The organism is Streptomyces sp. L-9-10 (genome assembly GCF_004151105.1).
Classification (GTDB): domain Bacteria; phylum Actinomycetota; class Actinomycetes; order Streptomycetales; family Streptomycetaceae; genus Streptomyces.
In genome coordinates, this window is record NZ_PHRF01000053.1 from 62,262 (window position 1) to 79,803 (window position 17,542).

Consider the following 17,542-nt stretch of genomic DNA (forward strand, 5'->3'; position numbering starts at 1 on the left):
GCCCACGCCGCCGGCGCACGCCACAGGGGCGGATCAAAGCCTGCGGCGCCGCGTCGACACCACCAGCAGCCCCACCAGCCCGACCGCCACCAGCGCCACCGGCACCAGCCGCTCCAGCCTCGGCGCGCCGTCGTCCTTGACGAACGGCGCCCGTACGCCCGTCAGCGTCACTCTCACGGTCTCGAACGCGCGCCCGGCCGTCTGATCCACCGTGGAGACCATCTTGGCCTTGGCGTCGCCGACGATCGTCTTCGGGTGCACCCGCACGCCGATCTCGTCGAGCGTCTCGGCGAGCTGCCCGCGCCTGCGGACGATGTCCGCCTCGATCTGCGCCGGGGTCCTGGAATCCGACACCGCGCTGCCTCCGTCGTCGTGTCCGGTAGTCCTTCGCGGACAGTCTGTCAGCTCCGTCGTCACCGCACCCGGCGGCACCCCCGATTACGCTCGGCGGCGTACAGCACGACGTCCACCCCGCTCCACCGAGGAGAACCATGAGCGAGCGCCTCCAGCCCGGCGACACCGCCCCCGCCTTCACCCTGCCCGACGCCGACGGCAACGACGTATCGCTCGCCGACCACAAGGGCCGCAAGGTCATCGTCTACTTCTACCCGGCGGCGCTCACCCCGGGCTGCACCAAGCAGGCCTGCGACTTCACGGACAACCTCGACCTGCTGGCCGGCGCGGGCTACGACGTCATCGGCGTGTCCCCCGACAAGCCGGAGAAGCTCGCGAAGTTCCGTGACAAGGAGAACCTCAAGGTCACCCTGGTCGGCGACCCCTCCAAGGCCGTCCTGGAGACATACGGGGCCTTCGGCGAGAAGAAGATGTACGGCAAGACCGTGACCGGCGTGATCCGCTCGACGATCATCGTCGACGAGGACGGCAAGGTCGAGCAGGCCCTCTACAACGTGCGGGCCACCGGCCATGTGGCGAAGATCATCAAGGACCTCGGCATCTGAGGATCCCGGCGTACGACGATTCGCTGTGACCGAGGTCCCACTTGGGTGGGACCTCGGTTTGCGATCGCCATGACCGTGCAGAAGGTTCCCTTGGACTGACTCACCCGAGGAAAGGACCACGCCATGGCCGGCCAGGAGCACGAAGAGCAGGCCGACCCCGCCGCGGTCAAGCGCCACCCGGCCCTCTTCCGCACCATCAGACAGCGCAAGAACCCCAAGCTGCGGCGGTCCGACATCACCGTCACCGACGAGGCGGCGGTCAGGCGGGCGGTGAAGGCGGCCTCCCTGGGCAACGCCATGGAGTGGTTCGACTTCGGGATCTACAGCTATCTCGCCGTCACCATCGGACATGTGTTCTTCCCGTCGGGGAACTCCACGGTCGAACTGCTGTCCTCCTTCGCGACCTTCGCCGTGGCCTTTCTCGTACGCCCGCTCGGCGGCATGTTCTTCGGCCCGATGGGTGACAGGCTCGGCCGCAAGAAGGTCCTCGCACTGACGATGATCATGATGGCGATCGGCACCTTCGCCATCGGGCTGATCCCCTCGTTCGCCTCGATCGGGTTCTGGGCCCCGGTCCTGCTGATCTTCTTCCGGCTGGTCCAGGGCTTCTCCACCGGCGGCGAGTACGGCGGCGCGTCCACGTTCATCGCGGAGTACGCCCCCGACAAGCGCCGGGGATTCTTCGGCAGCTTCCTGGAGTTCGGCACCCTCGCCGGATACATCGGCGCGGCGGGCCTGGTCACCGCGCTGACCGCGGCGCTCGGCCCGGACGGTATGGAGGCATGGGGCTGGCGCGTCCCGTTCCTGATCGCGGGGCCGCTGGGACTGGTCGGTCTGTATCTGCGACTGCGGCTCGACGAGACGCCCGCGTTCCAGAAGCTGGAGTCGGACAGCGCGCACGCCTCCGAGGCGGCGGACTCGGTGGAGATCACCACGAAGGACGACCTGGCCAAGATCTTCCGGCAGTACTGGCCCACGCTGATCCTGTGCATCGCGCTGGTCGGCGCGTACAACGTCACGGACTACATGCTGCTGTCGTACATGCCGACGTATCTCTCGGACGAGCTGGGCTACAGCGAGACGCACGGGCTGCTCATCCTGCTGGCCGTGATGGCCTTCCTCATGCTGATCATCAACCAGGTCGGCAAGCTCAACGACCGCTTCGGCCGCAAGCCGCTGCTGATGGCGGGCATGCTCGGCTTCTTCTTCCTCTCGCTGCCCTCGTTCCTCCTGATCAGGCAGGGCGGCATCCTGGCGATCACGGCGGGCGTACTGATGCTGGGGCTGTCCCTGGTCTGCCTCCTGGGCACCATGTCGGCCGCGCTCCCCGCGCTGTTCCCGACGGAGGTCAGGTACGGCTCGCTCTCCGTGGGCTACAACCTCTCGGCGTCCCTCTTCGGCGGCACGACCCCCCTGGTGATCACCGGACTGATCAGCCTGACCGGCAACAACCTGATGCCGGCGTACTACTCGATGGCGGCGGCGCTGGTGGGCGTGATCGCGGTGGCCTGCATGAAGGAGACCGCCCAGCGCCCGCTGGCGGGCTCGCCACCGTCGGTCGCGACGGAGGCGGAAGCGGTGCGACTGGTGGAATCACAGTCCCCCGAGCCCAAGTTCTGACGTCGGCCGGGCGCAGTAAGCTATGCGCCGCGGGTCCGTACCCCAGCTGGCCAGAGGGCGCCGGTTTAGGTCCGGTGTGTCGTGGGTTCGAGTCCCACCGGGCCCACGCCGAAGGGGCGCGGAGCCAGAAATGACTCCGCGCCCCTCGACGTGAGGATGCCGCTGTCAGCCCAGTAGTTCGCGTACCTGCGGGATCAGCGCGCGGAATGCCTTGCCCCGGTGGCTGATCGCGTTCTTCTCGGCCGGGGACAGTTCCGCGCAGGTGCGGGTTTCGCCGGAGGGCTGGAGGATCGGGTCATAGCCGAAGCCGCCCGTGCCGGACGGGGATTCCCTGAGGGTGCCCAGGAGGCGGCCTTCGACCACGCGTTCCGTGCCGTCCGGGAGGGCCAGGGCCGCGGCGCAGGCGAAGTGGGCGGCGCGGTGGGGCGGGGCGATGTCGGAGAGCTGGGCCAGGAGCAGGTTCAGGTTGGCGGTGTCGTCGCCGTGGGTGCCGGCCCAGCGGGCGGAGAAGATGCCGGGGGCGCCGCCGAGGACGTCGACGCACAGGCCGGAGTCGTCGGCCACGGCGGGGAGGCCGGTGGCGTCGGCGAGGGCGTGGGCCTTGAGGAGCGCGTTCTCGGCGAAGGTGACGCCGGTCTCCTTGACGTCGGGGATGTCGGGGTAGGCGTCCGCGCCGACGAGGTCGTGGGGCAGACCTGCGTCGGCGAGGATGGCCTGGAGTTCGATGAGCTTCCCGGCGTTCCGGGTGGCGAGGATCAGGCGGGTCATGCCCCCCAGTATCGGACGGGGGTGCCCGGCCGGGCCGGGAGGGGCCCGGTCAGGGTGTGCAGATCTTGCCGATCTCGGACGCGGCGTCGGTGAGAGGGGTGAGGTCGGGGGCGCTGTCGCCGTTCTTGACGGACGTACGGACGTTGTCGACGCCCTTGCCCAGGTCGTCGACCGCCTTGCCGAGGTCCGCGTTGTCGGTCTGGTCGCCGAGCTTGTCGAGCTTGTTGTCGATGTCGTTGAGCGTCTCGTCGATCTGGAGCGGGTTGTCCCCGGCGTTGGAGATGGCCTGCTGGAGGTCGTTGACGCTGCCGGCGATGGCGTCGGCGGTCTTGACGCAGTCCAGCGCCTTGTCGAGGGCGCCGCAGCCTGTCAGGGGCAGGGCGAGTACGGCGGTGGCGGCGAGTGCCAGGGTGATGCGGCGTCGGCGTGTCGGCACGGCGGACATGGCGCGATTCCTCCCCGAGGTGGACGGGCGCACGGTTCGGTCCGTGCGCCCGTGCGTGTGGAGACGCCCCGGGGGGTCTTCTTGGTTGCTTCTTTACCCGGCGGGCCCGCTCAGCGGGTCCGGCTCGGAGAGTCCGCGTCAGAGGGTCTGGTCGAGCGCCGTGCGCTGGAGCGCGGCGAGGTCGGCGCAGCCGCCGGTGGCGAGGTCGAGGAGGGCGTTCAGTTCCTTGCGGTCGAAGGGCTCGGCCTCGGCGGTGCCCTGGACCTCGACGAAGCGGCCGTCGCCGGTGCAGACGACGTTCATGTCGGTCTCGGCGCGGACGTCCTCCTCGTAGCAGAGGTCGAGGAGGGGGGTGCCGTCGACGATGCCGACGCTGACGGCGGCGACGGTGCCGGTCAGCGGGCGGCGGCCGGCCTTGACGATCTTCTTGCCCTGCGCCCAGGCGACGGCGTCGGCGAGGGCGACATAGGCGCCGGTGATGGCGGCGGTGCGGGTGCCGCCGTCGGCCTGGAGGACGTCGCAGTCGAGGACGATGGTGTTCTCGCCGAGCGCCTTGTAGTCGATGACGGCGCGCAGGGACCGGCCGATGAGGCGGCTGATCTCGTGGGTGCGACCGCCGATCTTGCCGCGTACGGATTCGCGGTCGCCGCGGGTGTTGGTGGAGCGCGGCAGCATCGAGTATTCGGCGGTGACCCAGCCTTCGCCGCTGCCCTTGCGCCAGCGGGGGACGCCTTCGGTGACGGAGGCGGTGCAGAAGACCTTGGTGTCGCCGAAGGAGATGAGGACGGAGCCCTCGGCGTGCTTGCTCCATCCGCGTTCGATGGTGACGGGACGGAGCTGTTCGGGGGTTCGGCCGTCGATACGAGACATGGGCTTGAGCCTATAGGGCCTGCGCGAAGGGCCTGTTCCGGTGGTCCGGATCAGGCCCTCTGGGTGGTTCCGCCGACTGTCAGCGCTTCACATCATGTCTTCGATCTCACTGGCGATGGGGTCGGCGTCGGTGCCGATGACGACCTGGATCGCGGTGCCCATCTTCACGACGCCGTGGGCACCGGCGGCCTTCAGGGCGGTCTCGTCGACGAGGTCCGGGTTGACGACCTCGGTGCGCAGGCGGGTGATGCAGCCCTCGACCTCTTCGATGTTGTCGAGTCCGCCGAGCCCGGCGACGATCTTCTCAGCCTTGGTGGCCATGTCTTTCTCCCTGACTGTCGAAAAGCGCTGTACCGGCCCGGCGCGGGCCTGTTCCGCGTGACCTTCTGAACCGTTTCGCCACGGTAACGCACGGTTGGACCATCTTCACGGGCGCGCGTACACCACGTACCCAATGATGACGATCAACGGCGCCCCGCCCGCGACCGGCCCCCGGGAGCCTATCGCAACTGGTCTACACCAGTCGGGAAGGACGGGAGAGCGCCGATGACCTCCGACAGCACGGCAGCGCCGCGGCGGGGGCCGGCGAGGCCGGGGAAGCGCTGGTGGAACGGGCTGTTCCAGGGGCTTCAGAAGATCGGGCGCAGCCTCCAGCTCCCGGTGGCCGTACTACCCGCGGCGGGGCTGCTCGTCAGTCTCGGGAACCTCTTCGCGGCCTATCTGCACGGTCCCTTCTGGGACAGGACGGCGAGGGTGCTCAGCCTTGGCGGCGGCGCCGTTCTGGACGGCGCGTTCGGACTGCCGCTGCTCTTCTGCATCGGGGTCGCGATCGGCTTCGCCAAGAAGGCGGACGGCTCCACCGCGCTCGCCGCGGTCACCGGCTTCCTCGTCTACCACGGCGTGCTGGCCGCCTTCCCGGTCGGCGGTTCGGTGACGAAGGCGACGCCCGACGGCACCCCGCAGAACCCCGGCGTGCTGGGCGGCATTCTGATCGGGCTGCTCACGGCGGTCGTCTGGCAGCGGTTCCACCGTACGAGACTGGTCGACTGGCTGGGCTTCTTCAACGGCCGCCGCCTGGTGCCGATCCTGATGGCCTTCATCTGCACCCTCCTCGGTGTGGCCTTCGGGCTGCTGTGGCAGCCGGTCGGGGACGCGCTGACCGCGTTCGCCAAGCAGCTGATCGGTCTGGGCGCGTGGGGTGCGGGCATCTTCGGGGTCGCCAACCGGCTGCTCATCCCCATCGGCCTGCACCAGTTCCTGAACACGTTCTTCTGGTTCCAGGCCGGTGAGTACACCGAGCCGGACGGGACCGTCGTGATGGGCGATCTGACCCGGTTCTTCGCCGGGGACCCCTCGGCGGGCCAGTTCATGTCCGGGTTCTTCCCGATCATGATGTTCGGCCTGCCGGCCGCCGCGCTCGCCATCGCGCACAGCGCGCGCCCCGAGCACCGCAAGAGGGTGACGGGCCTGATGGCCTCCCTCGCGCTGACCTCGTTCGTCACGGGCGTGACCGAGCCGCTGGAGTTCTCCTTCATGTTCGCGGCGCCCCTGCTGTACGGTGCTCACGCGCTGCTGACCGGCGCTTCGATGGCGATCACCTGGGCGCTGGGCGTGCACGCGGGCTTCAGCTTCTCGGCCGGCTTGATCGACTACGTGGTCAACTGGCACCTTGACACCAAGCCCTGGCTGATCATTCCGATCGGCCTCTGCTTCGCGGTCGTCTACTACGTGCTGTTCCGCGTCGCGATCAGGGCGTTCGACATCCCGACGCCGGGGCGTGAGCCCGAGGAGCTGGAAGAGGCCGTCGAGAAGCAGAACACCCAGCCGTAGAAGGGACCGGGCGGCCCGGCGCGGACCATGGCCCAGGCCACAGTCGGCCCGGCGCGGACTATGGCCCAGGCCACAGATTTCGCAGGTTCCTTATATGAATCACACCGTGCTACAACTGGTCTACACCACTGATGGTGTAGACCACACGGCCGCGCGCCGTGTTCCCCCTGGAGGAAGTTGATGTCCACGGCCAGCGCCGCCGCTTCGGCGGACAAGAAGCCCCCGGCGGGCACGAGCAAGGGCAGCGGCGCGATGGCCGTGATGCAGCGTATCGGCCGCAGCCTGATGCTCCCCGTCGCCGTCCTCCCCGCCGGCGCCCTGCTGGTGCGCCTCGGCAACACCGACATGCTCGGCCGTGACTCGTTCCCGGCGTTCATCACCAAGATCGCCTCGTTCATGGCCGCGGGCGGCAACGCCATCCTCGACAACATGGCGCTGCTGTTCGCCGTCGGCATCGCGATCGGCTTCGCCAAGAAGGCGGACGGCTCCACCGCGCTCGCCGCCGTCACCGGCTACCTGGTCTTCAAGAACGTGCTGGCCACCTTCACCGACTCGAACCTGCCCAAGGTCGCGACGGTCGTCGACGGCAAGATAGTCATGAACAGCGCGCCCGTCGACGCGAAGGTGCTCGGCGGTGTCGTCATGGGCATCGTGGTCGCGCTGCTCTACCAGAAGTTCTACCGGACGAAGCTGCCGGACTGGGCGGGCTTCTTCGGCGGCCGTCGCCTCGTACCGATCCTCTCGGCCTTCGCGGGCCTGATCATCGGCATCGTCTTCGGCTACATCTGGCCGGTCCTGGGCGCGGGCCTGCACAACCTCGGTGAGTGGCTGGTCGGCTCCGGCGCCGTGGGCGCGGGCATCTTCGGTGTCGCCAACCGCGCGCTGATCCCCGTGGGCATGCACCACCTGCTGAACTCGTTCCCGTGGTTCCAGGCCGGTACGTTCGAGGGCAAGAGCGGCGACATCAACCGCTTCCTGGCGGGCGACCCGACGGCCGGACAGTTCATGACCGGCTTCTTCCCGATCATGATGTTCGCCCTCCCCGCGGCCTGTCTGGCGATCGTCCACTGCGCCCGCCCCGAGCGCCGCAAGGTCGTCGGCGGCATGATGCTGTCGCTCGCGCTCACCGCGTTCGTCACGGGCGTGACGGAGCCGATCGAGTTCACCTTCATGTTCATCGCCCCGGCCCTGTACGCGGTGCACGCCGTGCTGACCGGTGTCTCCATGGCGCTGACCTGGGCCCTCGGCATGAAGGACGGCTTCGGCTTCTCGGCCGGTGCGGTGGACTTCGCGCTCAACCTGGGCATCGCGACCAACCCATGGGGGCTCGCGCTGGTCGGCCTCTGCTTCGCGGCGCTCTACTACGTGATCTTCCGCTTCGCGATCACCAAGTTCAATATCCCGACGCCAGGCCGCGAGAGCGACGAGGAACTCGCCGAGTTGCAGAAGGCGGAGGCGAAGTAGCCTCTCCGCACGCTCCGTGGGCCCGGTCGTCGTCAGGAACGGCCGGGCCCACGGCTGTACGTGGTCCCGCGGCCGGTCAGATCTCGTACACCGTGCCGGGAACGGCCAGCTCCGCCGGGCCCGCGTACACATCACGCGCGTCGGACAGGTTCCGCTCGGCGTCCGTCCAGGGCGGGATATGCGTGAGCACCAGCCTGCGCGCCCGCGCCCGCGCGGCATGGGCGCCGGCCTCACGGCCGTTCAGATGGAGCCCGACGACATCCTCCTTGCCGTGCGTGAAGGCTGCCTCGCAGAGGAACAGATCCGTGTCCTCCGCCAGTTCCACCAGCGGCTCGCAGACCCCGGTGTCCCCCGAGTACGTGAGCGACCGGCCGCCGTGCTCGACCCGGATACCGAAGGTGTCGACGGGGTGCGCGACCTTCTCCGTCCGTACCGAGAAGGGGCCGATGTCGAAGGAGCCCGGCTTGAGCGTGTGGAAGTCGAAGACCTCGCTCATGGACTTGTCCGAGGGGGTGTCCGCGTACGCCGTGGTGAGACGCTGCTCGGTGCCCTCGGGGCCGTAGACGGGGATGGCGTCACAGCGGCCGCCGTCGAACCGGTAGTAACGGGCGACGAAGTAGGCACACATGTCGATGCAGTGGTCGGCGTGGAGATGGCTGAGGAAAACGGCGTCGAGGTCGTAGAGACCAATGTGGCGCTGCAGCTCGCCGAGGGCGCCGTTACCCATGTCGAGGAGCAGCCGGAAGCCGTCGGCCTCTACGAGGTAGCTGGAGCAGGCCGATCCCGCGGAGGGGAACGAGCCTGAACAGCCGACGACGGTGAGCTTCATGGAGCGGGAACCTCCGTGGCATGGAAGGGGGGCGACGGGGGTCGTGCGGTTCGTCGAGCGTAAGGCGCGAAAGGGCGGGTCGCTCCTCCACAGTGGGCCGTTGTGGGGGAACTCACCTGGCCTGTCACCGGTTCGGATGGGGTGCGCCGTCCGCGGTCGCGGTGTGCCGGTTGCGGTTTCGTACGGCTGGTGCCGGGGGCCGGGGCGGTGCGCCTCCGGCGGGGGGTGCGGGTGCGCGTGCGGGTGCCGGGGTCCGGGGCGGTGCGCCTCCGGCGGGGGGTGCGGGTGCGCGCGCTGGTGCCGGGGGCCGGGGCCTCCGGAGGCGCATGTCCGGACGGCATGCTGTGTTTTCCCGGGGGCACCCCCGGACCCCCCGTACGGCGCGACTCTGCCCAGTCGATGGTTCGGGCGTCCGTGCGCCACACATCACGCTTTAGTGTCCGAACACGCACCTCCTACGCCCCCGACCCCCTCCCCCGGTGGTCGGCCCCCACTGCCCGCCCGGCTGGGGGTGAGTGGGCCGGTGCGGGATGGTTCGTGCCCTCGCGCATGGTCCCCGTGGCTTGTGCGGGCGGTGAAGGGGAGCGCGCTGTGTGGCGCGCGGACGCCCGAACCATCGTCAGGGCTGCTACGCGCCGTACATCATGCAGTCCCGGACACGAGCCCCGGCCACAACCCGCACACCGAAACCGGCCCCCGCCAAGACGAACCCCCCGCCGGAGGCGCACCGCCGGAAGGCGCTACGCCCAGAGCTGGCCCTGAAGCCTTTCGATCGCCTCTTCCGTCGTCGCCGCCGTGTAGACGCCCGTCGACACGTACTTCCAGCCCCCGTCCGCCACCACGAACACGATGTCCGCGCTGTCGCCCGCCTTCACCGCCTTGCGGCCGACACCGATCGCCGCGTGCAGTGCCGCGCCCGTCGAGATGCCCGCGAAGATACCTTCCTGCTGGAGCAGTTCACGGGTGCGTGTGACCGCGTCGGCGGAGCCGACGGAGAAGCGGGTCGTGAGGACGGACTCGTCGTACAGCTCCGGGACGAAGCCCTCGTCCAGGTTGCGCAGGCCGTAGACCAGGTCGTCGTAGCGCGGCTCCGCGGCGACGATCCGGATGCCCTCGACGTTCTCGCGGAGGTAGCGCCCCACGCCCATCAGCGTGCCCGTCGTGCCCAGGCCCGCCACGAAGTGCGTGATGGAGGGCAGGTCGGCCAGGATCTCCGGGCCGGTGGTGGCGTAGTGGGCGCCCGCGTTGTCCGGGTTGCCGTACTGGTAGAGCATCACCCAGGACGGGTTCTCGGCCGCCAGCTCCTTGGCGACCCGTACGGCTGTGTTGGAGCCGCCCGCCGCGGGGGACGAGACGATCTCCGCCCCCCACATGGCGAGCAGGTCGCGCCGCTCCTGGGAGGTGTTCTCCGGCATCACGCAGACGATGCGGTAGCCCTTGAGCCGGGCCGCCATGGCGAGGGAGATACCGGTGTTGCCGCTGGTGGGCTCCAGGATCGTGCAGCCCGGGGTGAGCCGGCCGTCCTTCTCGGCCTGTTCGACCATGTGCAGGGCGGGCCGGTCCTTGATCGAGCCGGTCGGGTTGCGGTCCTCCAGCTTGGCCCAGATCCGGACGTCGTCCGACGGCGAGAGCCGTGGGAGCCGGACCAGGGGCGTGTTGCCGACCGCCGCCAGCGGGGAGTCGTACCGCATCAGACCGTGTACGTGTCGAGCGCGCCGCCGGCCACGGCCGGGAGGATGGTGACGCTGTCGCCGTCGGCGAGCTTGGTGGAGATGCCGTCGAGGAAGCGGACGTCCTCGTCGTTGAGGTAGACGTTCACGAAGCGGCGGAGCTGGTTGTCCTTGGCCGGGTCGATGAGCCGCTCCCGGATGCCGGCGTGCCGGGTTTCGAGGTCGTCGAAGAGCGCGGAGAGCGTGTCGCCACTGCCCTCGACGGCCTTGGCCCCGTCGGTGTAGGTGCGGAGGATGGTCGGGATGCGGACCTCGATGGCCATGGCATGGGCTCCTGTATCGGGAGAGGGCGTGACGGGGGCGCGGCTCGGGCCCCCGCGCGAGGGGATACGTGCGTCCGGGCAGCCGGATCGCGGCAGGCGTCGCTCGGGGGCGTCGCTCAGCCCGCGGCGCCGGGACAGATGGCACTGGCGAGGCGGCACAGATCGACGTGCAGCCGCGCCACGAGCAGCGGGGTGCTCGGCGTCTTGTCGCTCACGTCGTGGGAAACCATGCGGTCATCGTAACGATTCCCGGTCGGCGGTCCGGCATGTGATCTCGTATCCCGGACGGCCCCTATCCGTCAGGCGGACGGGGGCAGATAGACGACGGTCGGCGCGCCGGTGGCGGGGTGCGTGCTGACCTCGGCGGTCACCCCGTAGACGGTGGCGAGCAGTTCGGCGGTGAAGACCTCGTGCGGGGTGCCGGAGGCGACGATCCGCCCTTCCTGGAGGACGTAGACGCGGTCGCAGTAGTACGCGGCGAGGTTCAGATCGTGCAGGGCGAGCAGGTTGGTGGTCCCGGACTGCCTGATCAGGGTGAGGATGTCGAGCTGGTAGCGGATGTCGAGGTGGTTGGTCGGCTCGTCGAGTACGAGCAGGGCGGGCCGCTGGACCAGGGCGCGGGCGACCAGCGCGCGCTGGCGTTCGCCGCCGGAGAGGGAGGGGAACGCGCGGTCCGCGAGGCCGGCGATCCCGACGCGGCCGAGTGCGGCTTCCGCGAGGGCGGCGTCGGCGGCGGTGTCGGCCTCCCAGAAGCGTTTGTGCGGGGAGCGGCCCATCGCGACCACCTCGCGGACGGTCAGCTCGAAGTCCAGCTGTCCGTCCTGCGGGACGGTGGCGACGCGGCGCGCCCTGGCCTTGGGGGTCATGGTGAGCAGGTCGTCGCCGTCGAGCAGGGCCCGTCCGTGGCTGGGGCGGAGCGTTCCGTAGACGCAGCGCAGGAGGGTGGTCTTGCCGCTGCCGTTGGGGCCGACGAGTCCGACGGTCTCGCCGGGGGCGGCGGTCAGGTCGGCGCTGTCGACGAGCAGGCGGCCGTCGGTGGTGAAGGAGAGTCCTTCGAGCCGGAGTGTCGCCGTCATACGGGGGCTCCTTCTGGGCGGCGGCGCATCAGCCACAGGAGGGCGGGGCCGCCGGTGAGCGCGGTGAGTACGCCGACGGGCACGTCCTGGGGCGCGGCGACGGTACGGGCCGCGAGGTCGGCGACGACGAGGAGGACGGCTCCGCCCAGTGCCGCGACGGGCAGCAGGGCGCGGTGGCCCGCGCCGACGGCCATTCTGGCGGCGTGCGGGACGAGCAGTCCGATGAAGCCGACGGCGCCGCTCGCGGCCACCATCACGCCGGTGACCAGGGAGGCGAGGACGAAGACCGCGGCGCGGAAGCGCGAGGTGTCCAGGCCGAGCGCGGTCGCGCCCTCCTCGCCCGCCAGCAGCAGATCGAGCGGCCGGGCCAGGGCCATGAGCAGGGCGGTGCCGAGGGTGAGGACGACGGCGGGCAGGAGCAGGGTGGACCAGCGGGCGCTGCCGAGGCCGCCGAAGGTCCAGTAGACGGCTTCCTGGAAGTGCTCGGGGCGTGCCGAGACGATCAGGATGAGGGTGGTGAGCGCGGAGAGGATGTACGAGACGGCGACCCCGGCGAGGACGAGCCGGCCGCCGGTCATCGTGGAGCGCCAGCGGGCGAGCCCGTACACCAGCGCCAGTGCGAGGAGCGAGCCGGCGAAGGCCGCGGCGGGCATGGTGACGGTGGTGGTGATCCCGCCGCCGATGCCGAGGACCATGACGAGCACGGCGCCGACGGACGCTCCGGAGGAGATGCCGAGGAGGAAGGGGTCGGCGAGCCGGTTGCGTACGAGCGCCTGGAGGACGGCGCCGACGACGGCGAGCCCGGCGCCGACGATCACACCGAGCAGCACGCGGGGCAGCCGTACGTCGAGCACGATGGTGCGGAAGGGGCTGGGGTCGGCGCCGCCGGTGAGGATGGTGATGACCTGGCCGGGCGGGATGCGTACGGAGCCGAGGGCGAGTCCCGCGACGACGGCGGTGGCGAGCGCGGCGGCGAGGCAGCCGAGCACCAGGGTGTAGCGCAGCCGCCCGTGGCCGGGCGGGGTGGTCCGGGTCATGGCCGGGGTTACTTGACGGACTCGGGGTGGAGTTGTGCGGCGAGCCGTTCGATGGCGTCGGGCGCGCGTACGCCGAGGACCACGTCCGAGAGCGGCATGACGGCGAACCGCTTGTTCCTGACGGCCGGTACGTCCTTGAGGACGGGGTCCTCCAGCAGCCGCTTCTTCTTCTGGGCGACGGTGGTGGAGCCGTAGTCGTAGATGACGATGACGTCGGGCTTGCGGGCGACGACCTGTTCCCAGGTGGCGTCGCCGAAGGACTTGCCGAGGTCGGCGAAGACGTTGCGGCCGCCTGCGCGGGTGATCAGTTCGTTGCCGATGCCCGTGCCGCCCGCGGTGAAGGCGGTCTTGTCGCCGCTGTCGTAGACGAAGACGGAGAGCGGCTCGACGCCCTTGAGCAGGGCGGCGGTGTCCGTGACGGTGGTGCGTGCGGCGGCGATCCACTTCTCGGCGCGGTCGGGGACGCCGAAGGTGCGGCCCGTTTCGCGGACCTCCCGGTAGACGTCGTCGAGGGTCGCCTTGCCCTTGGGGCAGTTCTCCACGTTGAGCCGGGTGTGGATGCCCGCGGACTGGAGTTCGTCGCGGCCGCGGCCGTCCTTGGCGGCGAAGGCGCTGGCGTAGCCGCCGTAGACGAAGTCGGGGTTGGCGGCGAGCAGCCGCTCCTTGGAGGGGTACTCCTCGGCGAGCACCGGGACGCTCTTGTACGCCTTCTCGTAGGCGGGGAGGATCCGGTCGTCCAGCCAGGCGGTGCCGACGAGGGACTTCTCCAGGCCGAGCGCCAGCATCACTTCGGTGACGTGCTGGTTCATGGTGACGACGCGCTCCGGCGGCGCCTGATAGGTGGTTTCCACCCCGCAGTTGGTGACGGTGTACGGGAAGCCGGGCGCGGTCGCCGCGGCCGGCGTGCCGTCCTCCGCGTCCGTGGAGGCGGCGCCGCCGCAGGCGGTGAGCGGGAGCAGTACGGCGGATATGACGGCGGACGTGAGCGCACGGCGGCGCCGGGACAGCACAGACACGGCAGGGCCTCCTCCGGGGGATTTCCGCGTCCCCTGGCTGGTGGGAGAAGGGCGGCAGGTCAGTTCCTGGCTGCCAAGCTGGGCTTGGTCACAGTGGCGGGACCGCGCCGGATTCACACCGGCTTCCTGATCCCCGCCGCCTCGGTTCGGCGCTCAGTGTGTCAGACCTGGTGAGCGCCGCGACGGGCGCCTCCCGCAGGTCCCGGCCTCAGACGATCTCGACGTCCTCTTCCGTGACCTCGCCCTCGACGATGCGGTACGAGCGGAACTGGAAGGGGCCCGAGTCGTCGTGGTCGGCGGTGGAGACGAGGACGTAGTGGGCGCCCGGCTCGTTGGCGTACGTGATGTCCGTACGGGACGGATACGCCTCGGTCGCGGTGTGCGAGTGGTAGATGATCACCGGCTCTTCGTCGCGGTCGTCCATCTCCCGGTAGAGCTTGAGCAGATCCGCCGAGTCGAACTCGTAGAACGTGGGCGAGCGAGCGGCGTTGAGCATGGGGATGAACCGCTCGGCCCGGCCGGTCCCGGCGGGACCCGCGACCACGCCGCACGCCTCGTCGGGATGGTCGGCGCGCGCGTGCTCGACGATCTTGTCGTGCAGGGCCTGGGTGATGGTGAGCATGGAGAAAATATAAAGGGACGAGTACGGCCCCTGGATCCGGGAGGGAGTTTCCCGGTTTTCCAGGGGCCGTCGGGGTCTCGGCGGGGCTCGGCGTGGTTACTCCGCGGAGGCGTACTCCGGGGTGGAGTCGCCCGCCGCGGTCCGCGGGACGCGGCGCTTGAGGTACTGCCAGCCGATGAGGAGGCAGACCGCCCAGACCGCCCCCACGTAGAGGGAGACCCGCGCGTCCTTGTCGTACGCGATCAGGCAGGTGACGAGGGCGAGGAAGCCCACCGCGACCCAGCTGAACACCGAACCGCCGGGGGCGGGGAACGACGAGGCGGGCAGCAGGCCCGCCCGTACGCCGCGGCGGTAGCGGATATGGCTGATGAGGATCATCATCCAGGTCCAGATACCGGCGGCGGTGGCCACGGACGTCACATAGCCGAAGGCCTTCTCCGGGACGATGTAGTTGAGGACCACACCGATGCCCATGAGGGCGACGGAGAGGGTGATGCCGAAGGCCGGGGTCTTGCGGGAGTTGAGCTTGCCGAAGAGCTTCGGCGCCTCGCTGTTGGCGGCGAGGTCGCGCAGCATCCGGCCGGTGGAGTACATCCCCGAGTTGCAGGAGGAGAGTGCGGCGGTCAGCACGACGAAGTTGACGATGCCGGCCGCGAGGGGGATGCCCATCGTCTCGAAGGCGTGGACGAAGGGGCTGGCGCCCGCCGAGAACTCGGTCCACTTGACGACCGCGAGGATGACGGACAGCGCGCCCACGTAGAAGACGATGATGCGCCAGGGCAGCGTGTTGATCGCCTTGGGGAGGGTCTTCTCCGGGTTCTCGGACTCGCCCGCGGTGACGCCGACCAGTTCGACGGCGAGGTAGGCGAACATGACGCCCTGGAGGGTCATCAGGCTGGAGCCGATGCCGTTGGGGAAGATCCCGTCGTGGGCCCAGAGGTTGGAGGCGGTGGCGGTGTCACCGGCGTCGGAGAAGCCGAGGGTGAGCACGCCGAGACCGATGACGATCATTCCGATGATCGCGGTGACCTTGATCATCGAGAACCAGAACTCGACCTCGCCGAAGATCTTCACCGAGATCAGGTTGACGCCGAAGAGCACCACCAGGAAGACCAGGGCGCTGACCCACTGGGGGATCTGGGGGAACCAGAAGTGGATGTAGATGGCCGCGGCGGTCAGTTCCGCCATCCCGGTGACGACCCACATCAGCCAGTACGTCCAGCCGGTGGCGAAGCCGAAGAACGGGCCGAGGAACTCTCTGGCGTACTCCGCGAAGGAGCCCGAGACCGGCCGGTAGAGGAGCAGCTCGCCGAGCGCCCGCATGATGAAGAAGATCACGACGCCGGCGAGGGCGTACATGAGGATGATGCTGGGGCCGGCCTTGGCGATGTTCGCTCCGGCGCCCATGAAGAGCCCGACGCCGATGGCGCCGCCGATGGCGATCATCTGTACCTGACGGCTGCCGAGTCCGCGCTCGTAGCCCTCTTCCGAGGTGCCGCCGTCGGCCGGTCCGGCGGTCCCGTCGCCGCCGTACTCCTTGTCGACCTGCGCTGAGGTCATGGTCGTGCGCCCTTTCTCCATACAGATCCGCGCCGTGCTCGGCCGCGGACCAGTTCCTGATCCCCCCGGATATGGATGGAGTGCCGCCGGCGGTCGGCCGGCCGAAGCACCCCCGGGGACAGGGGTGGCGTCCCCGGGGGGTCGTGCAGATCTATCACGGCGAACCGGGCGTCCGGCGGAGCGCGCTGTGGCGCAGGCCACAGGGAGAAGCGGACGAATCACACCGCGAACCGCAAAGGTCGCCGGAGCGGTGACGGGATCGTTACGCCGAATTGAGCGTCACCTGAGCGTACGGAAGGGGAACTGCCGGTGATCGGCATATGACACGCGGGAGTCACGGCATGAGTGTCTCGACAAGCGATTCCTGGAGCGCGCCGAGCCAGAGGTACGCCATCACCATCGGCTTGCGCGGGTCGGAGTCGGGCAGCCGGTACAGCTCGCCGCCCTCGTCCTCGTCGGTGACCTCCAGGCGGGTGCCGATCGTCAGCCGCAGGTCGTTGAGCGCGCCGAGCCAGTGCCGGCAGTCGTCGGGGGTCAGCTTGAGTACGGCGGCGCCCCCGCCCTCCACGGCGAGCGCGTCCAGCGTACGGACGAGCGCGAGGCCGTCCTCGCGCTTGCGGCCACGCAGGTCGTTCTCCGTGAACCGTCTGAACTCCGAGGAGAATTCGCGGAGTTCGTCGTCGTCATCGCCGTACGCGTCCGGGAAGAGCCGGGCCAGCGCCGGGTCGGCGGGCGGCTCGCTCGGCCCCTCGCTGAAGAGCGAGGCGAGCGGGTCCTCGCCCTGGGCCGGCTCGTCACCCGGCCCTATCAGCTCCAGGAGCTGTACGGCGAGCGAGCGCAGGATCGAGACCTCGACCTCGTCGAGCGCGACGGCCGCGCCGCCGCCCGGGATCGCCTCGAACTGCCCGGCCATCAGGCGCGGTCCTGCGAGAGGGTGGCCCACAGCCCGAATCCGTGCATCGCCTGTACGTCGCGCTCCATCTCCTCGCGGCTGCCGCTGGAGACGATCGCGCGGCCCTTGTGGTGGACGTCGAGCATCAGCTTGTGTGCCTTGTCCTTCGGATAGCCGAAATAGGTCTGGAAGACGTACGCCACATAACTCATCAGGTTGACCGGGTCGTTGTGCACGATCGTCACCCATGGCACATCGGGTTCGGGGACGGCGAAAGTCTCCTCGGCCGATTCGGGGCGTTCGATCTCAGTCGGGGCAACACTCACGGTTCGGGACGACCTTCTTCTCTGCGGGGGCGTGCCGGAATTCACAGCCTCACCTGACCCATGCTGCCACCCGTCGCGGCGTGTCGCACAAACGGCCACGAGAAATCGTCAAGGTGACGAGTATTGGGTAGCATCGTCGTATGAACACTGCGGACCTTGGGCTGCCAGAAGAGGAAGCGCGCGAAGCGCATCCGGACAAGGGTGGCGGCGGGCGACGGGTGGGCGTTCCGTCGAC

General features: G+C 69.6%; 19 protein-coding genes, 1 tRNA gene, 1 pseudogene and 1 riboswitch. Of the genes and pseudogenes, 5 read left to right on the top strand and 16 right to left on the bottom strand.

Annotated elements, in window-relative coordinates:
• Positions 1-33: 33 nt before the first annotated feature.
• Complete coding sequence (locus CU044_RS14825) at positions 34-354, bottom strand: DUF3618 domain-containing protein (RefSeq protein WP_129769048.1); 321 nt, start codon at positions 352-354, stop codon at positions 34-36.
• 137 nt (positions 355-491) lie between these two features.
• Between CU044_RS14825 and bcp the strand changes: the two genes are divergently transcribed.
• The 3 genes from bcp (at position 492) to CU044_RS14840 (ending at position 2,685) form a co-directional block, all read left to right on the top strand.
• Positions 492-959 (top strand): thioredoxin-dependent thiol peroxidase, encoded by a 468-nt coding sequence (gene bcp, locus CU044_RS14830; protein ID WP_129769049.1) that lies wholly within the window; start codon positions 492-494, stop codon positions 957-959.
• A gap of 123 nt (positions 960-1,082) precedes the next feature.
• Entirely contained in the window at positions 1,083-2,579 is a 1,497-nt protein-coding gene (gene proP, locus CU044_RS14835) for a glycine betaine/L-proline transporter ProP (protein ID WP_129769050.1), read from the top strand.
• 31 nt (positions 2,580-2,610) lie between these two features.
• Positions 2,611-2,685 (top strand) — tRNA-Leu (locus tag CU044_RS14840).
• A gap of 59 nt (positions 2,686-2,744) precedes the next feature.
• On the opposite strand, the gene rdgB is transcribed toward CU044_RS14840, so the two are convergent.
• From rdgB to CU044_RS14860, 4 genes and pseudogenes are all read right to left on the bottom strand, one after another.
• Positions 2,745-3,347: an RdgB/HAM1 family non-canonical purine NTP pyrophosphatase gene (gene rdgB / locus CU044_RS14845; RefSeq protein WP_129769051.1), complete on the bottom strand. Its 603-nt coding sequence runs from the start codon at positions 3,345-3,347 to the stop codon at positions 2,745-2,747.
• Between the two features lie 49 nt (positions 3,348-3,396).
• Entirely contained in the window at positions 3,397-3,792 is a 396-nt protein-coding gene (locus CU044_RS14850; RefSeq protein WP_129769052.1) for a hypothetical protein, read from the bottom strand.
• Between the two features lie 138 nt (positions 3,793-3,930).
• The gene (gene rph / locus CU044_RS14855; RefSeq protein WP_030355077.1) at positions 3,931-4,662 is read right to left on the bottom strand and encodes a ribonuclease PH; all 732 of its coding nucleotides are present in this window, start codon (positions 4,660-4,662) and stop codon (positions 3,931-3,933) included.
• Positions 4,663-4,749: 87 nt separating this feature from the next.
• A pseudogene (locus CU044_RS14860) lies at positions 4,750-4,992 on the bottom strand (PTS glucose/sucrose transporter subunit IIB); the annotation flags it as partial.
• A 216-nt stretch (positions 4,993-5,208) separates the two neighbouring features.
• Here CU044_RS14860 and CU044_RS14865 point away from each other — a divergent pair.
• Both CU044_RS14865 and CU044_RS14870 read left to right on the top strand, forming a co-directional pair.
• Positions 5,209-6,492 carry a PTS transporter subunit EIIC gene (locus CU044_RS14865; protein WP_129769054.1) on the top strand — a complete coding sequence of 428 codons (1,284 nt, stop codon included), beginning with the start codon at positions 5,209-5,211 and terminating at the stop codon, positions 6,490-6,492.
• A 180-nt stretch (positions 6,493-6,672) separates the two neighbouring features.
• Positions 6,673-7,956: a PTS transporter subunit EIIC gene (locus CU044_RS14870; protein WP_129769055.1), complete on the top strand. Its 1,284-nt coding sequence runs from the start codon at positions 6,673-6,675 to the stop codon at positions 7,954-7,956.
• Between the two features lie 76 nt (positions 7,957-8,032).
• On the opposite strand, the gene CU044_RS14875 is transcribed toward CU044_RS14870, so the two are convergent.
• The 11 genes from CU044_RS14875 to clpS all read right to left on the bottom strand — a co-directional run bounded on the left by CU044_RS14875 (position 8,033) and on the right by clpS (position 17,307).
• Complete coding sequence (locus tag CU044_RS14875; RefSeq protein ID WP_129769056.1) at positions 8,033-8,785, bottom strand: MBL fold metallo-hydrolase; 753 nt, start codon at positions 8,783-8,785, stop codon at positions 8,033-8,035.
• 740 nt (positions 8,786-9,525) lie between these two features.
• Positions 9,526-10,476, bottom strand: coding sequence for a cysteine synthase (locus CU044_RS14880; RefSeq protein ID WP_129769057.1), 951 nt, complete (start codon positions 10,474-10,476; stop codon positions 9,526-9,528).
• Positions 10,476-10,778, bottom strand: coding sequence for a MoaD/ThiS family protein (locus CU044_RS14885; protein ID WP_129769058.1), 303 nt, complete (start codon positions 10,776-10,778; stop codon positions 10,476-10,478). Before CU044_RS14885 ends, CU044_RS14880 begins: the two co-directional genes overlap by 1 nt.
• A gap of 116 nt (positions 10,779-10,894) precedes the next feature.
• Positions 10,895-11,008, bottom strand: a complete 114-nt coding sequence (locus CU044_RS40195; RefSeq protein ID WP_345790136.1) for a putative leader peptide — start codon at positions 11,006-11,008, stop codon at positions 10,895-10,897.
• A 69-nt stretch (positions 11,009-11,077) separates the two neighbouring features.
• Positions 11,078-11,854, bottom strand: coding sequence for an ABC transporter ATP-binding protein (locus CU044_RS14890; protein WP_129769059.1), 777 nt, complete (start codon positions 11,852-11,854; stop codon positions 11,078-11,080).
• The gene (locus CU044_RS14895; protein WP_129769060.1) at positions 11,851-12,891 is read right to left on the bottom strand and encodes an iron ABC transporter permease; all 1,041 of its coding nucleotides are present in this window, start codon (positions 12,889-12,891) and stop codon (positions 11,851-11,853) included. The genes CU044_RS14890 and CU044_RS14895 overlap by 4 nt, the downstream gene beginning before the upstream one ends.
• An 8-nt stretch (positions 12,892-12,899) precedes the next feature.
• On the bottom strand, positions 12,900-13,898 hold the full coding sequence (locus tag CU044_RS14900) for an ABC transporter substrate-binding protein (RefSeq protein WP_129769118.1): 999 nt from the start codon (positions 13,896-13,898) through the stop codon (positions 12,900-12,902).
• 48 nt (positions 13,899-13,946) lie between these two features.
• Positions 13,947-14,079, bottom strand: a riboswitch (cobalamin riboswitch).
• Positions 14,080-14,115: 36 nt separating this feature from the next.
• On the bottom strand, positions 14,116-14,529 hold the full coding sequence (locus CU044_RS14905) for a M67 family metallopeptidase (protein WP_129769061.1): 414 nt from the start codon (positions 14,527-14,529) through the stop codon (positions 14,116-14,118).
• Between the two features lie 96 nt (positions 14,530-14,625).
• Complete coding sequence (locus tag CU044_RS14910) at positions 14,626-16,089, bottom strand: amino acid permease (protein WP_129769062.1); 1,464 nt, start codon at positions 16,087-16,089, stop codon at positions 14,626-14,628.
• A 334-nt stretch (positions 16,090-16,423) separates the two neighbouring features.
• Positions 16,424-17,002: a DUF2017 domain-containing protein gene (locus tag CU044_RS14915; protein WP_129769063.1), complete on the bottom strand. Its 579-nt coding sequence runs from the start codon at positions 17,000-17,002 to the stop codon at positions 16,424-16,426.
• A complete protein-coding gene (gene clpS / locus CU044_RS14920) occupies positions 17,002-17,307 on the bottom strand; it encodes an ATP-dependent Clp protease adapter ClpS (RefSeq protein ID WP_030355090.1) in 306 nt (101 codons plus the stop codon). The genes CU044_RS14915 and clpS overlap by 1 nt, the downstream gene beginning before the upstream one ends.
• Positions 17,308-17,542 lie beyond the last annotated feature (235 nt).